We start from the raw sequence: 15,262 nt of genomic DNA on the forward strand, positions 1-15,262 counted from the left end.
CGTTTTCCTCTCCACATAAAAACGCGCGGCGTACACAGCGCGAAACGCAGTGATAATACGGTGTATCCAATAAACTAATTTGCGACTTTCTGGCTTTAGGCATGGGGCGTTCAAACGTTAATTTACTTCTTTAACAGTGTGAATAGCTAACAAGGTTAAAGAAAGTGTACTGAAGTACAGTTTTTCTGCCCTGCTTTATGCCTGTCTTGGTTAGGTACCGTCTTGGTTAGGTACCACCGTGTTTTATGCCTGTCTTGGTTAGGTACCACACAAGCTATACACTGTGCATGCGCTGGAAATGAACGCAGATATTGATTTTCTGCTAAGGTTATTAGGCGAGATTTATACGCTTTGTTGTAACAGTCGCTCATGTGTGCCGGATAGTTTCGATGAGTATTATTACCCCTGTGTTTTCAGGCTAATACGAATAAAACGGCAACTTTTCCAAGCGGTACAAACGCAGGGTATGAATAGTTATTTGCTAAAAACAATAAGTTCAATAGACGCACTAAACTTACCTACTATGAATGCTATTACAGAGGGTTTTTTAGCGTTAAAAGAATCCAAGCCTTCAATTTATGAAGCATACCTTGGGCACTTTAAAGCGATAGCCTAAGCGGCATCTGTGGATGAGCATATGCCAAGGTGTAAGCGCTGTGCCCTATACGTATTGTCAATAAATACGCTAAGAGCACAACGAAAGTAGGCAGTGATTGGTCCGCGAATAAATGTGTCGGCTGCCAAAGGGTTAGCTTTTGAAGGCGAGTGCATCCATTACATCGTAACAGGCGCCCATTGTATGATAATCGGTTTTCCCTACGGGGCTTTTGGTGGTTTCTAGTTTGCCATTGTCGGGCGCTAGAATTCTAAACCAGGCACCGTATGTGTGATCGACAAAATGCGCCCAAGCATACTGCCAAATACGGTTGTACCATTGCCAATATTTCGCGTCTTCCGTAACAATTGCTAAACGTGCCGCACAGGCAAAACTTTCGGCCTGCACCCAAAAGTACTTCTCGTTATCACATATGCTGCTATCGGGGGCGAATCCATAGGCTATACCGCCATTTTTACTGTCCCAGCTAATATCTATCACAGAGTCAAACAGACTTTGTGCTCGCTCTACCAACCACGGTAACGGGCGGTATTGATTTAACTGGAGTAACAACTTCGACCATTCAGTATGATGACCTGGCTGAAAACCCCAAGGACGAAACAGATTTTTAGGGTCGTCCTTATTGTATTCCCAGTCTACTTCCCAACTAGCCGTATAATGTTCCCATATCCAATTATCAGCTTTCGCTGCTTGGCGTAAGGTAATATTTTCGGCCAGAAGAAGGGCGCGATCGAGAAAACGCACGTCCTGGGTCGCTTCATACGCGGCTATCAATGCTTCACAACTGTGCATGTTTGCATTTTGGCCTCGATAGCTACTGCATTCGCTGAAGTCAGCGTTGAACTCGTCTTTATATAGCCCGTATTTTTCGTCCCAAAAGTGCCTGTCCATTAACGTAAACGTCTCATCAAGATACGTTTTGGCTTCGCTAATCCCAGCGCGATACGCCCAGCTATAGGCAAGCATAACAAAGGCTAACCCGTAGCAATGGTTGGTAGCATCGCTAACGCTATAGTCTACGCCTTCTACATTTATCACCCATGCGTAGCCTTGTGTTTCTGGGTTTAAATGATAGTCCCGTAGAAATTTAATGCCTGACTCAACACGGTTTAAATAACGGGTATCGCCAAATTTTAAATACGCGCGGGCATAGTTAAATATGAAGCGGGTGGAGCTTACCAGATGGCGTGTTTTTTCATCATAGACACTGCCATCGTCGGAAAAGTTTTGATGAAACCCGCCTGATAGTGCGTCCACATTAGGTTCATAAAACGCCAGTATGCTTTTAATATGCTGGCTAAGAAATTCCGGTGAAGAAAACGCAATATCATCAGACGTTTTATCTGTTGTCACTGAAGTCATAATTTCCCCCTATCACTTACTCGCCGTTCGCTGCTTGATTAGGCAGTAGCCAATAAAGTGCCATTGCGGCTGTCCACGAAAAGTCAGCACCGCCACTTCTCGCTCCAGTCTCTGCATGAAATGACTCGTTAAAACCACTGGTGTAGATAAGGTTCCTGCTCGCGTCGGTAACTTGTTTAGCTTGTTTTAAGAAACCGTAGTCTTCTAAACCTAATACAATCATCCAATTAATATGAAGCCAAATAGGTCCGCGCCAGTAACGTTGTGGTTCATAGCAAGGATCATCATGGTGTGTTGACGATATAGCGAAGGGGCGATCGAGTAACCAGTCGTCAAGCACCTCAATTAATTTAGGGGTAAATTTTTCGTTTACTAGCCCGGCAAACAAGGGTAATAGGCCCGCATTGGTTCTTGCTGAACACAGTTTGTTGCTGCGGGTGTCAAAGCTATGAAACATGTTTGTTTCTGCCGACCATAATTTGCCTATCGCCGCTTCGGTTAAGTCCATACGGTGAGCAAGGTATTCGGTTTGTTTATTATCAATATTAAGCGCTTTGCAAAGCGCGAGAAGATCTTTAGTACCGCGATGCAAAATAGAGATTATGCTTACATCGTTCACTCTGTATGGACAGTCTTGATAAATAAGCGTGTCATCAAAGTTCATCTTACGGAAGAAGTCGACGAGGTATAAAAAGCGGTCATACTCTTCTTTATGAGGGCGCTCAGAGGCATCAATATGATTAATATCTCGGCGGGTGTATTCCCAACCCACTTTGGGTACAGCGCGCAGCGCTTCATCCCAGGCAGGGCTGTTGTCCATACCCGACTCCCAAGGATGGTAGCTTACTACTAATCCTGTGTATTCAGGGTCCCGTTGCTTATACCACCACAAGTGATAGTCAATAAGTTGCTTAACAATTTGCTCAATCTGCGAGTCCACCAATACTCTATCTTTTGTTTGTTCAAATAATTGGCGAATAACAGTAGCTAACACCGGAGGTTGGGTTATAGACGTGCTGTCAGGGGTGTTTTTTACCCCCCAAATATCCGGGCCAGGAAAATAGGTATCAGAATGTTTGTGAAAAACCACGTGAGGAACCATGCCGCTTTTCCACTGCGCGCTTAGCAATGAAGTGGCTTCTTCCCACGCGCGAGGCTCGTCGAACGGAAGCCAACCTAGGGCCACAATAGCTGAATCCCAATTCCATTGAAAAGGGTAAAGCCCGTGTGTAGGTACTGTGTACCCACCTAAGTCGTTTTTAATTAGTGTCGCTTTTGCATCAGCAATTAGCTGTTCGTCATCTAGTGCCATAGTTAGTGTCATCTTAATACCCATATTGAGTTTGAACTACCACGATTATTACACAATATTTTAAAAAATAAACCCATTTTGGGTTGAAAGTAAGAAAAATGTGTTTTATTGTAAATGTGAAGTTAATTATAAATGGGTGATGTACGGCAAAGTGGGAAGCCGTTAGCAACACCAAATGCCTAAACACATTGGAGATACACCGTGAACAAACTACTTCTAGCCACGACCATTTCTTCGCTACTAGCAGGTAATGCGTTAGCGCAGGACACAAGCCAATCAGCAGATGAAGAAAGCGCCCAAAATAAAAAAGTTGATTACGAACAAATAGTAGTAACAGGAACGAGTCGTGCCCGTCTTATTGCTGAGACACCACAGTCCACAACCTCTCTTGGTGAAGCTGAAGTAGCAAAGCTTGCAATGAGCAGCCAAGCTGACGTTCTACGTTATGTTCCAGGGGTTAAGGTAGAAGGGGGCGGCGGTGAAGTAGCAACCAACTTGCAGGTAAGAGGTTTACCTTCTTCCGGTCAGTTTCAGTTTACGCCCTTATTATACGATGGGTCGCCTACATTAAGTGCGTTTGGCTTAAATTCATCAGCTTATGATGTCTACTATCGTAACGATTTAGGCATCGAGCGTGTTGAATTTGTTCGCGGCGGGGTATCAAACTTATTCGGCCAAGGCTCTGTAGCTGGTGTTATCAACTACCTTTCCAAAAAGGGCACCGAAGAAGCGGAAAGTACTGTCCAATTAGAGCTGTCTGATAACAATCGTAAGCGTATTGATTTTGCCACTAGCGGGCCGCTTAACGAAAAAGGCATGTTCTATGCGTTATCTGGTTTTTATCGCTATGATGAGGGCCCAATAGATACAGGGTTACCTACCGAAGGATATCAACTTCGCGGTAACATACACAAAGAACTTGACGATGGTAGTGGCTATTTCACTATTTATGGCCAAGCTATCGACGATGAAGTGCAGTTCTTTCTACCCATTCCTCTTGATTCACAAAGCCGTGACAGAGTGGCGGGGAACGATGGTCGTGAAGTTGAATCTACCCAAACTTTTTACGCCTCAGGGTTATCTTATGATACCGCTAACGGGCGCTATACCACCCCCATTGAAGAAGGCGTGGCAACGAGAGGCGGCTCAATCTCAATGGAATTTCAAAAAGAATTGGGCAACGATTTTAGCGTATTGGCCCGCGCCAAATACGCCAGCTACGATCACCAGTTTAACTTATTTTTAGACGGTGACGGTATTATCAACGTACCTGAAACGCAAAGTGAGTATTTAGCTAACAGAGGCTTAGGTGATGTACAAGACGCACAATTTACCTATGCTGGTACCGATATTGTGCTACCAGAAGGTGACTTGTTATTTGCCAACCGTATTTTAGATAGAGACCGTCCGGTAGACGATTTCTCTTCTGAATTAAACATTGTGAAGTACCTTGATATAGGTGATTTTTCGCATAGCATTACGGTAGGAACGTTCTTTTCAAGTTCAGAAGCTGAAGATAACAACGTTATTACCCGCTATTTAGGCGAATTTAACAACAAGGCTCGCTTAGTTGATTTAACCATTACCGATAGCGACAACAACGAAATTATTGTTAGCCAAAATGGGGTAACAGGCCCTGGAATTAGCTACTCTGACGCCACCATCTCAGCCCGTAGAACCGCCTTTTATATTGCCGACCAGATGCAAAGCGATGATTGGATCATTGATGTGGGTCTGCGCTGGGAAGAGATTGACGGCACTATCACCCGCGAAGGCAGCCAAACGGTTATCGTAAACGACGACCCTTCACTTTATACCGACCTACAACAAAACGTAACCGGTAATGGGGCGCTAACGCACGGCAATGTCACTAACTCTGAAGTTGCTTACTCTATTGCAGCGCTTTATAAACTGGCAGACAACTTTAACGTTTATGCGAACTATTCAAGAGGCTTCTTCTTTCCTGAGCTACGGGGCGTAGCGTTCGATCCGAACGGTCAACCCGGTACGTACGAAAGCGAAATTGTTAAGCAAGCCGAGTTGGGCGCCAAGTTTTTCTTCGACGATTTTGTTGGTACGGTAGCCTTATTTAAAACCGATCTTGAAGATCGCCGCTCGGTTGATTTCGTAAACGATGAAAATGGTGTTGCAGTAGAAGTACCGGTTTTTCAATCTACCGAGGCCCAAGGGATAGAAGTAGTAGGAAGCTATAACATTACTGATGATCTTATTTTCGATGCGAATTTCACCTATACCGATCATGAGTTCACTGAGTATGAATCGGACCCTAGCGTGGTGGGCAACGAGCTTCGTAGAAAGCCAAAAGTCATGTTTAACTCCTCACTTCGTTATACGCTAGATGACTGGGATATCTCTTTTTACCACAACTACCATGGTAAAAATTACACCAATGATGCGAATACCGTTGAGCTAGACGATTTTCACGTTTTCCGTTTAGATACCGGGTACACGTGGGAACTCGGGCAAGGTGAACGTATTCGTACCAGTATTGCCGTATGGAATTTGTTTGATTCTGATGGTATTACCGAAGGTTCTCCCCGTCTTGGCAATAGCCAAACTGCGGGTGAGTCTTACTTTGTGGGTCGCCCCATTTTACCACGCCGCGTAACGCTGCGTGTACGGTATGATTTTTAGTCGATGTTGACGCTCCCCCGTAGCTGATAGCTCCTTCGGGTGCTATCAGCATTTTTTATTAATAACGCATAATAAGAACCGCATATGAATTTACTAGATTATATTGTCGTGGTTGGCTATTTGGGTGCTTTACTTGTAATGGGTTTTTCCATGCGCCAACAAGAAAGCAAGGGTGATTACTTTTTAGGCGGTCGTTCGCTAGGTTGGAAGCCGCTAACGCTATCAGTAATGGCTACTCAACTTTCTGCCATTAGCTTTATCTCTGCGCCCGCTTTCGTCGGGCTTCGTGAAGGGGGCGGTATGATTTGGCTCTCTTACGAGTTAGCTATTCCAATCGCTATGATATTGTTGCTAGGTACCGTGCTACCCACTTTATATAAATCTGGCGTGGTCAGTATTTATGATTATTTAGAGCAGCGTTTTGGCCGTGGCACACGAGTATTGATCAGTGTGGTGTTCCAGTTTAGCCGAGCTTTCGCCACCGGTATTATGATTTATGCCGTGTCAATTATTCTGCAAGGCACTATGGGTATTGAAGCCTGGCAAGCGGTAATATTAACCGGCATCATCACGGTGCTTTACTCCCTTCAAGGGGGGATGAAAGCGGTGGTTTATGCCGATGCCATTCAAATGGTGATTATTGTTCTTGGTACCATCGCGTGTATTGTTATAGGGCTTAATGCGTTAGGCGGGCTAGATGTGCTAATTGCAGAAGTACCCAAAGAACGTCTGGTGGCAATTAACTTTAGCTCATTGGGTTTTAACGGTGATGGGTTTGGCTTTTTGCCTATGTTATTCGGCGGTCTTGTTTTATATGCATCTTACTATGGGTGTGACCAAACGCAGGCGCAGCGTGCGCTATCAGCGCGCAATGAAAACGACCTTCGAAAAATGATAGTGGCAAACGGTATCGTACGCTTTCCAATTACTTTACTGTACTGCTTTTCTGGTCTTATTGTTGGCACACTCGCGTTAACGAACTTAGACTTCTTCGACAAAATTCCGGCAGACAACCCTGACTGGTTAATGCCTACCTTTATTCTTAACTATTTGCCACATGGTTTAATAGGCCTGCTTATCGTGGCCATATTGTCAGCTGCCATGTCGTCGTTAAGCTCTGCCATTAACTCCTTGTCTGCGGTAACGGTAGAAGATTACTGTCGTATTACCAATAAAGACTTAGAGCATTCAAACTACTTGCGATTGGCTAAGATTACCGGCCTTGTTTGGGGTGTTATTACCTTAGTTCTGTCGCTGTTCGCCGGTAACATAGCGCCTACTATTATCGAGGCCATTAATAAGGTGGGATCGGTATTTTATGGTCCTATTTTAGCGCTCTTCTTGTTGGCGGTATTAAGTCAAAAGCTTAAAGGTCGTCACGTGAACCTAGGACTAATTGCAGGCGTAGGCACTAATATCGTTGTCTGGTTATTTGTACCAGAAGTATTTTGGTTCTGGTGGAATGTTATTGGTTTCTTAATGACATGTTTTGTGGCGACGCTTACCAGCATTGTGTGGCCAACCCATCATCCAAAAGGCGTTGCGCTACAAAAGCTAACTTTCCACTCAATTTTAACGTGGAAAGACACCTTATTGCTTATGGCGTTCTTCGTTATCATGGTAGTCACCTGCATTATTTTACCGTCACTTTTTAGCTAACAGGATGTGCTATGAATAGAGATTTTTTAACGTCACTTTATCTTTCTGGGGTAGAAGTAAGCAAACCTAATGCGTGTCTTGGCGAATACTTTACTGCTTTTTCGCCTAGCGAGCGTGTATGTATTCTAGGCGCAGGTAAAGCGGCCGCTGATATGGCGCAAGAAGCGTATCGTTATTTTGGTAACAATGCCTACGGTGCGGTAGTAACCCGTTATGGATATGAAGCAGAAGGGGCCACGGGGAATATTCGCGTACTTACCGCTTCACACCCGGTGCCTGATGAAAATAGCGTAATAGCTGCCAATACGTTAATGAATATTGCCAGCGAAGTGCCTCAAGGCGAACAGGTGATTTTCCTTATCTCGGGCGGTGGTTCAGCCCTTGCTTGTGCGCCCGCTAAGGGCGTAACGTTAGAGGAAAAACTAGGGTTACATAAATTCTTATTAAGAAGCGGCGCCAGTATTGAAGAAATGAATACCGTGCGCAAGCATGTATCATTAATTAAAGGTGGGCGTTTGGCGGCGGCCAGTAAGGGTAACAATACCTCGCTAGTTATCTCTGATGTGGTAGGCGACAACCCTGCGATGATTGCATCAGGGTTAACCGTAGAAGATAACTCGTCGCCGAAAGACGCCCTTGCTATATTGCAAAAATATGGCTTTGGCGAAACCAATAGTATTACCAAACACCTTGAGCATGCACCGCCTCTACCAAAGGTTGCTGGTGATTATCATATTGTGGCAAATGCCAATACCGCTATAGATGTAGCGGTTACTCGTGCACAAGAAGAAGGCTGGAAAACCCACGTAATTAGTTACGAAGAAACGGGGGAAGCCAGTGAAGTGGCAAAACGCCATGCTAAGCTTGCCCTTGATTGCAAAGCAAAGGGAGAGCGCTGTTTACTATTCTCAGGCGGCGAACTCACAGTAACCCTTGGCGATACCGAAGGTGAAGGAGGGCCCAATCAGGAATACCTTATGGTGTTAGCTAACACGTTAAATGGCGAAGCGGGCATATGCGCACTCGCCGCTGATACCGATGGCGTGGACGGCAGTAAGGAAGTGGCGGGAGGTTATATAGACGCCACTACGTTAACCCGTGCAGTTAGCGAAGGGCTTGATATAAAGTCGCTTATTGCACAGCACAATAGCTTTGCGTTTTTCGACGGATTGGGTGATCACATCGTTATTGGACCTACTCGAACCAACGTAAACGATTTTCGCGTAATTTGTGTTTTTTAAACCTGTAACTGTGTGATGGTAAAGGTATAATTCGATATTGAACCTTGCCATCCTACGTTAAAGAAGTGCTAATTATGCTTGCGTCTACTAAAAATAATCAGCTTTTACGATCGGCTTTCAGCATTAGCAAAGGCGATAAACTATTGCCTGATAACCCCCGTGCTATTGTGCGAGAGGTATTTTGGAATATGAATATCTCTCAGAGCAAAATAGCGGAGCATACGCAAATTCCTCAACAAACCGTGTCGCGGCTTGTTAAAGGCCTAATAGAGCAAGGTGTGCTTAAAGTTAGTGACGAAAAAGAAGGTGTGGGGGCCAGTAAGAGCGCACCCACAAAGGGAAAAAGTGCTTCGGGAATAGTGCCAAACCCTGCTTTTGCGTATTCGTTTGGATTATCTGTGTTACTCGACGCTATATCAGTGGCTGTTCTAGACTTTACCGGCCAAATAGTGGATACACGGGTGCTTGAATTAGACGATATGGGTATTGAATCTGTATTGCGCAAAGCCGTCGCTATGGCGAAAGATCTAATAGACACCCACGCTATTCCGCAAGAGCGAATTTTAGGAATGGGGGTGGGGATTTCTGGCTTTTTCAGTTCCACCGACGGAAAAATGAATACCCACCATGCCATTGAAGAGTGGGCCGATATTAACATAGCTGATACGGTTGCTGAGGCATTCCAGCTTCCAACCTGGGTAGTAAATGACGGTACAGGTGCAGCGGCGGGAGAAGGGATTGCTGGAGTAGGGCGGCGGTACAAAAACTTCGTTTATTTATTTGTGTCTAGCGCATTTGGCGGTGGTTTAGTGAATAATGGCGATATGATCCGAGGCACCCACGGCAATGCCGGCGAATTAGGAGATATGCTACCCGCTAAGTTATATAGCCACCCAAACCTACAGTTGTTGCAGCGTATATTATCCAAACATGGTATCGATGTGCCCTCTATATACCGATTAAATGAAAACTTTGACCCTAATTGGCCTGGGGTAGATGAATGGATATATAAAGTACAAGACTCTTTTGATTTGGTTGCCACCGCGAGCTCTGCCTTGTTAGACAGTCAGGCCATTATTATCGGGGGCCATATTCCCACAAAGTTGGCAGAGAAAGTGATCCCTCGCATCGATGTGTATGCCCAATTTCGACGCGGTGCAAAGCGGCCGTTACCGGAAATTGTCAGCGCCGAAGTAACCAGAAGCCCGGTGGCAGTAGGTGCGGCTACACTCCCCTTCCGAGAATGGTTTTTATAAATTAATGAGGTCAGAGTACATTTTATCTATCTATCTGATTTTTAATGTATTATTTGTAATGAGCGTTGAAAAAGTACTCTGACCCCTTTTCTGTCCAAACGTGCCGATATCCTCACTTTCTCTGCGTTTCAGCAAGTTTTAAACACGCTATCTGACAGTATTGTACAGCCTAGTATTGGCGCAAGGGGTTGAACAATCGTACTACCCTAGCAACTAATAGCCGAAAAACGTAAAGACAGGCACAGGCGCTTTAGTCTAATTACGTGAAATTACGCCAATAAGTTGCTATTGTGATTATTAATGGTAACTTTAGTTAATGTGATTGTTTTGAGTCACATTTTGTTAAGTGAGCACTAATAGTAACGTAACGCTCTTATGAAAGGTGATTGAAAAATGGGCGCCAAGGATATTGCATCTGTATAAAAATACAGGCAATGTATGTATTGAAGCGGTACCGCATAGAACATAGAAAGCGCACGAAACACGCGCGATATGCAACAAAGGATGCTATGGACATCACAAAGAGATACGCGGCTGTTATTACGGGAGATATAGCGAACTCCCAACACCTAAGTGGAAGCGACTTAAACCATGTACTACACGTTTTAACACGTGAGCTTGAAAAACAGGTGGCACTTTTTAACGGCCAATTCGACGTATTTCGTGGCGACGCTTTTCAAGCAGTAATACCCAGCGCGCAATATTCTATGCAAGTAGCCATTTGTATCCGTCTGGCTTTAAAGGCCACGACTCCCTCTACCGACGTTCGCATCAGTGTTGGCCTTGGGGAAGTAAGTTTTGACCATGATAAAGTGAAAACCGGCAACGGCGAGGCCTTTGTGCGTTCGGGCAGGGCGCTAGATAAACTTAAGTCTCAGTATTTAGCGTTTACCAGTGACGATGATGGCTTTAATAAACACGCCAGTTTATTAACGGCATTTGTTGATAATCATATTACGTCATTAACCCAAACGCAGGCACAAACCCTACTTGCTTACCTTTGTGCTAAAGACAAAGGCCACGAAAACATAGCAAAAATACTGGCCAAAACCCGCAGTAATGTCACCCGCATTTTAAATGCCAGTCAATATCATTTAATCAGTGACTACTTAGCTTATATGGCATCTGAAACGAAAATGGAGCAATAAGCATGGAGCAACTTGGCACAGTAGTATGTTTAGTTATTGCTCACCTATTGGGCGATTTCTATCTGCAGCCAACAGCCTGGGTGGAAAGTCGTAACGCGCGACACCTGCGTTCCCCCTCGTTGTATTACCACGCTCTGTTGCACGGCGCACTGGCGTTTTTTACGCTGCTTGTTACATCGGTAATCACATCGTTTGCACACCCGAAATTAGGTTTTGCAGATATCGCACTCCCTTCGCTATTGTTGGTAGCAGCTGGAATAGCAGTAAGCCACTTTGTTATTGATGCAGCAAAATCCTATGCAAAACCAACAGTCTGGGCGTTTGTCTTCGATCAAATTGCCCACATAACGGTTATTATAGTGTTATGGGCCTTGCTTACTGACCAACTGTCTTCGCTATTAAACAAAGTACTGCTGCTTAACCATAAACATTTTGTCGCAGCGTTGGCCTACCTAATTGTACTAAAACCCACTTCGATATTTATAAAGCAACTGCTATCGCCGTGGTCGAAAGACCTTGAGTTGCCAAGTAAAACCTCGCAATCTAACGCATTAGTGCAGCTGCCTGTTCACAACACCTTGGCAATGGCAGGGCAGAGAATTGGTTATTTAGAGCGCCTTCTCATTCTCACGTTTGTATTGGTTGATCAGTTCGCGGCAATAGGTTTTTTAGTGGCAGCCAAGTCTATTTTCAGATTTGGCGATTTAACCAAAAGCGTAGACAAAAAGCTTACCGAATATGTATTGCTAGGTACATTAAGTAGTGTAGTCATTACTATAGCTATAGGGCTTAGCGCCCGGTGGTTTATTACGTAAACACGTTTTAGCCCTTGTAGAGAGGTAATTCTTCTTTGTACCAGTAAGTGCCGAGGTGCTATTGCTAAGTTGGTCAACCCGTATGCGTCAATTTTTGCCGCACGAATAAGGCATGCTTAACCCCGGTCACAGGTTGGGGAGTTGCATGCATAATTTAGAAAAAGCGGAAATTAATATTCACGTCATTGGTATAGGCGGTTGCGGAGGTAACGCTATTACTAACATGGCACAGATATGCCAACATAAAAATTTACGGTTTAGCTCAATTAATACCGATATATCGGCGTTACAACAGTGCAATAATCACGAAGTTTTGCTGATTGGCGAAAATACCACAAAAGGCTTTGGGGCAGGGGCCGACCCTGTTGTGGCACGTGAAGCCGCTGAACAAAGTGAAGATGCATTACGAACGCTTATTGAAGGCGATACGCTAATAATAATCGTGGCGGGATTGGGCGGAGGTACTGGTAGCGGCGCTGCGCCCGTGTTGCTGGATATCGCTAAAGAAAGTGATATTAACGTAATGTGCTTTGTTACTTTACCGTTTAACTCAGAAGGAGGGAAGCGAAAGGACATCGCCTTTCACGCGCTAGAACAGATAAAACAAAAAGCGAATGCCACGCTTATACTCTCTAACGATTCGCTTATCGCTGCATTAGACGAAACTGTGGGTTTGCTGTCTGCTTTTCGTCATTGCGATACACAAATGCATAGAATAGTTGAAGCCATAATTACTATGCTAACCAGCACAGGCTATATCAATGTTGATATAAACGATTTTAGTCATATTCTCTCCCTTGAAGGAGATACCGCCTTAGGGGTGGGTATTGCTGAGGATAATAATTCACTGTGCGAGGCCCTTACCCATGCGTTAGAAAACCCGCTAGTTGAAGCGCAAAGTATTGCCGGAACAAAAGGCGTTATCGTCCAACTTTCGTGTCAGGAAGAACCAAGCCTAGCCATGTACGAAGAGATGTTAGCAAGGCTACAAGTATTAATTGATGGCGCTTCTGCCCTAGTGATAAGCGGTGTAACTGTATCGCCCGAATTACCGCATTTTGCTGAAGTGCTTATTATTGCCACAGGGATCCCTACGCAGCATCCGCACGATACAAGTGAAGAGAAGGTTGTGCCAATGAAACTATCATCCTCAGATGTGCATCGTGCAAAAGATACCGGATATTTGGATATTCCCACCTTCGTTCGTCTGCAGGGTAAGGGGTAGAACAAAAAACGGCTGGATACTTGTCCTAAGTACAAGGGAGTAAGCTAAACTCGCCTAACACAGGCGCGAATTTCTGTCGCCCAGTAATAGTTAAGCGAGTAATATTTAATTAGACAATAGTGGATTTTGCGTAGCTAAGTCTAAATAGTACGCTTATAGTGCTACTTAGTGGGCTGTTTTGTAGGCCATGTATAAGCGTTCCGATAAATCACAAAAGTAAGCTCTTAATTTCGGTGGCTCAATAACTTCAATGTTATCGCCTAAGCCACGCAAAAAAGCGCGCAGTTTGTTGGTGTCGCTCACCGTAGCCGTTAAAACCGACTTATCGGGGTGAGAAGATTGGCAAATAGTTTGATCTTCAGCCAGTTTATAGCCGTGCAAAAGAAACAACGCATTATTTTTTACCAACAAGGTTAGCGTTATTTCCTGCTTTTGATATAACGGGATCAACTGAGCATCTTCAATATTTTCATAGCGTTGTTGGCATTCGTTGTCGGTAACGGTGACATTTTTTATAAATTGTAAAGGTAGCGCGTAGCGTCTTTTATGCAGCGATCCGAAAGTACACACAAACAACTGACGTCCACCTTGTTTAATTAATCCCATGGGGTTAACTCTATCGTAATGCTTCCAAACCACCTTATTCCCGCCATTAAAAATGCGTTTAATATCAGCCGAAATTTGTTTTTTGAAGAAAATGGCGTTCTTAAGCCTTTCAAAAGATGCCGCGTCTATTTCCGGGGATAATAGGGGCTGGGAAACATGGGCGTCGGTTACCGTCTTAAGCCAATGGGTTAACAACGAGTCGTTATTTTGTTCAAGTATTTGACCGGCTTTGATGAAATAGGGCTGTAATTCTTTAACTGTTGAGTTAGGTAGGGTTGCGCCTGATTGTTCAAGTACCTTAAACGCTAATGCGGTATTGCCGTCCATCAAGCTTAAGTTTAGTTTTTTAAAACTAGCATTAATAAACCAGCCATAGGGCTTAGACCGTTTATCCACCTCCAGCCCAAATAAGCCTACTTTCTCTAAGTTAACTAAGTCACGCTGAATTGTTCGCATATCGATATTGTCGTGACCACAGTTTTGAAGGTTCTCAAATATTTGTCGGCTTGACACTTTGCGCGGGGCAGCAGGTACAAATTGCAAAATATCCAGTTTACGCTGAAATGCAGTCATAGTGGCTTATGGAATACCTTAGTCGGGGTGTAAGATTATACTACTTAATAGGTGCGACAAAAACTGTCGCACTAGTGTATCGATTAATTTTCTAGTTACCGTTAGCGTATTTAGACAGTCATGTGAGGACGTATTTAGACAGTCATGTGAGGACGTTTTTAGACAGTCACGCGAATGACGCATTTAGACAGTCATGGGAGTGGCGTATTTAGACAGTCACGTGAGGACGTTTTTAGACAGTCATGTGAGGACGTTTTTAGACAGTCACGCGAGTGACGTATTTAGACAGTCACGCGAGTGACGTATTTAGACAGTCATGGGAGTGACGTATTTAGACAGTCATGAGAGTGGCGTATTCAGACAGGCATGCCTGCGGCCTAGACCTTTCGTGCCGCCTGCTGAACTCACGCCGATGAAGCTAAGTTGTTTAGCGTTTAGCTTGCCACGCTAAAATTCCGCCTCGTAATGACACTACGTTAGGGATACCCATTTGCGATAGCGAGTGGGCAGCCAAAGCAGAGCGCGCCCCAGAGCGACAATAAAGTACCAAGGTATGACGCGCAAAAAATTGCGTTGGAGTAGCTTTGTATTCATCTGTAACAAGACTGTCTAATTTAGATTCTAACACGCCGCGCGGTATAAAGATGGCCTGTGGGATGGTTCCTTTCTCCGTCTCCTCAGGTTCGCGAATGTCGACAATAATTTTGCTGTTCAGCCTGTCTAAGTCTGCTACATCTATTTGGTTAATCTTTTGCTGTATTTGTGCAACATAGTCACTACACGTAAGCATGCTA

Annotated in this window: 12 protein-coding genes and 1 pseudogene; 8 read left to right on the forward strand and 5 right to left on the reverse strand. The window is 44.4% G+C overall.

The genetic code is table 11. The features are described from left to right. A pseudogene (locus GTH32_RS19450) lies at positions 1-103 on the reverse strand (transposase); the annotation flags it as partial. A gap of 195 nt (positions 104-298) precedes the next feature. On the opposite strand from GTH32_RS19450, the gene GTH32_RS01595 reads away from it, so the two are divergent. Then, positions 299-616, forward strand: a complete 318-nt coding sequence (locus GTH32_RS01595; protein ID WP_163083494.1) for a hypothetical protein — start codon at positions 299-301, stop codon at positions 614-616. 132 nt (positions 617-748) lie between these two features. Here the strand turns inward: GTH32_RS01595 and GTH32_RS01600 are convergent, their stop codons facing one another. After that, positions 749-1,978: an AGE family epimerase/isomerase gene (locus GTH32_RS01600; protein WP_163083495.1), complete on the reverse strand. Its 1,230-nt coding sequence runs from the start codon at positions 1,976-1,978 to the stop codon at positions 749-751. A 16-nt stretch (positions 1,979-1,994) separates the two neighbouring features. Beyond that, entirely contained in the window at positions 1,995-3,302 is a 1,308-nt protein-coding gene (locus tag GTH32_RS01605) for an MGH1-like glycoside hydrolase domain-containing protein (protein WP_246223103.1), read from the reverse strand. A 189-nt stretch (positions 3,303-3,491) separates the two neighbouring features. Here GTH32_RS01605 and GTH32_RS01610 point away from each other — a divergent pair, with 189 nt between their 5' ends. The 7 genes from GTH32_RS01610 to GTH32_RS01640 all read left to right on the forward strand — a co-directional run bounded on the left by GTH32_RS01610 (position 3,492) and on the right by GTH32_RS01640 (position 13,289). After that, positions 3,492-5,945, forward strand: coding sequence for a TonB-dependent receptor domain-containing protein (locus GTH32_RS01610; protein ID WP_163083497.1), 2,454 nt, complete (start codon positions 3,492-3,494; stop codon positions 5,943-5,945). Positions 5,946-6,029: 84 nt separating this feature from the next. Continuing rightward, on the forward strand, positions 6,030-7,604 hold the full coding sequence (locus tag GTH32_RS01615) for a sodium:solute symporter family protein (RefSeq protein ID WP_163083498.1): 1,575 nt from the start codon (positions 6,030-6,032) through the stop codon (positions 7,602-7,604). An 11-nt stretch (positions 7,605-7,615) separates the two neighbouring features. Continuing rightward, on the forward strand, positions 7,616-8,845 hold the full coding sequence (locus GTH32_RS01620; protein ID WP_163083499.1) for a glycerate kinase type-2 family protein: 1,230 nt from the start codon (positions 7,616-7,618) through the stop codon (positions 8,843-8,845). A gap of 74 nt (positions 8,846-8,919) precedes the next feature. Further along, the gene (locus GTH32_RS01625; protein WP_163083500.1) at positions 8,920-10,101 is read left to right on the forward strand and encodes an ROK family transcriptional regulator; all 1,182 of its coding nucleotides are present in this window, start codon (positions 8,920-8,922) and stop codon (positions 10,099-10,101) included. Positions 10,102-10,610: 509 nt separating this feature from the next. Beyond that, positions 10,611-11,249 carry a hypothetical protein gene (locus GTH32_RS01630; RefSeq protein WP_163083501.1) on the forward strand — a complete coding sequence of 213 codons (639 nt, stop codon included), beginning with the start codon at positions 10,611-10,613 and terminating at the stop codon, positions 11,247-11,249. A gap of 2 nt (positions 11,250-11,251) precedes the next feature. Continuing rightward, positions 11,252-12,064 carry a DUF3307 domain-containing protein gene (locus tag GTH32_RS01635; RefSeq protein ID WP_163083502.1) on the forward strand — a complete coding sequence of 271 codons (813 nt, stop codon included), beginning with the start codon at positions 11,252-11,254 and terminating at the stop codon, positions 12,062-12,064. A 145-nt stretch (positions 12,065-12,209) separates the two neighbouring features. Next, positions 12,210-13,289 (forward strand): cell division protein FtsZ, encoded by a 1,080-nt coding sequence (locus GTH32_RS01640; RefSeq protein WP_163083503.1) that lies wholly within the window; start codon positions 12,210-12,212, stop codon positions 13,287-13,289. Positions 13,290-13,454: 165 nt separating this feature from the next. Here the strand turns inward: GTH32_RS01640 and GTH32_RS01645 are convergent, their stop codons facing one another. Together GTH32_RS01645 and GTH32_RS01650 are read right to left on the reverse strand one after the other, a co-directional pair. Then, complete coding sequence (locus GTH32_RS01645) at positions 13,455-14,468, reverse strand: helix-turn-helix transcriptional regulator (protein WP_163083504.1); 1,014 nt, start codon at positions 14,466-14,468, stop codon at positions 13,455-13,457. 427 nt (positions 14,469-14,895) lie between these two features. Continuing rightward, a complete protein-coding gene (locus tag GTH32_RS01650; protein WP_163083505.1) occupies positions 14,896-15,258 on the reverse strand; it encodes a rhodanese-like domain-containing protein in 363 nt (120 codons plus the stop codon). Between the last annotated feature and the right edge of the window lie 4 nt (positions 15,259-15,262).

The sequence above is a fragment of the Alteromonas profundi genome, from assembly GCF_010500865.1.
Classification (GTDB): domain Bacteria; phylum Pseudomonadota; class Gammaproteobacteria; order Enterobacterales; family Alteromonadaceae; genus Alteromonas; species Alteromonas profundi.

Excerpts from the sequence above, each read along its gene's own strand:
- GTH32_RS01595 (WP_163083494.1), top strand. The coding sequence starts at position 299 with ATGAACGCAGATATTGATTTTCTGCTAAGGTTATTAGGCGAGATTTAT.
- GTH32_RS01600 (WP_163083495.1), bottom strand. The coding sequence starts at position 1,978 with ATGACTTCAGTGACAACAGATAAAACGTCTGATGATATTGCGTTTTCT.
- GTH32_RS01605 (WP_246223103.1), bottom strand. The coding sequence starts at position 3,302 with ATGACACTAACTATGGCACTAGATGACGAACAGCTAATTGCTGATGCA.
- GTH32_RS01615 (WP_163083498.1), top strand. The coding sequence starts at position 6,030 with ATGAATTTACTAGATTATATTGTCGTGGTTGGCTATTTGGGTGCTTTA.
- GTH32_RS01620 (WP_163083499.1), top strand. The coding sequence starts at position 7,616 with ATGAATAGAGATTTTTTAACGTCACTTTATCTTTCTGGGGTAGAAGTA.
- GTH32_RS01625 (WP_163083500.1), top strand. The coding sequence starts at position 8,920 with ATGCTTGCGTCTACTAAAAATAATCAGCTTTTACGATCGGCTTTCAGC.
- GTH32_RS01630 (WP_163083501.1), top strand. The coding sequence starts at position 10,611 with ATGGACATCACAAAGAGATACGCGGCTGTTATTACGGGAGATATAGCG.
- GTH32_RS01635 (WP_163083502.1), top strand. The coding sequence starts at position 11,252 with ATGGAGCAACTTGGCACAGTAGTATGTTTAGTTATTGCTCACCTATTG.
- GTH32_RS01640 (WP_163083503.1), top strand. The coding sequence starts at position 12,210 with ATGCATAATTTAGAAAAAGCGGAAATTAATATTCACGTCATTGGTATA.
- GTH32_RS01645 (WP_163083504.1), bottom strand. The coding sequence starts at position 14,468 with ATGACTGCATTTCAGCGTAAACTGGATATTTTGCAATTTGTACCTGCT.
- GTH32_RS01650 (WP_163083505.1), bottom strand. The coding sequence starts at position 15,258 with ATGCTTACGTGTAGTGACTATGTTGCACAAATACAGCAAAAGATTAAC.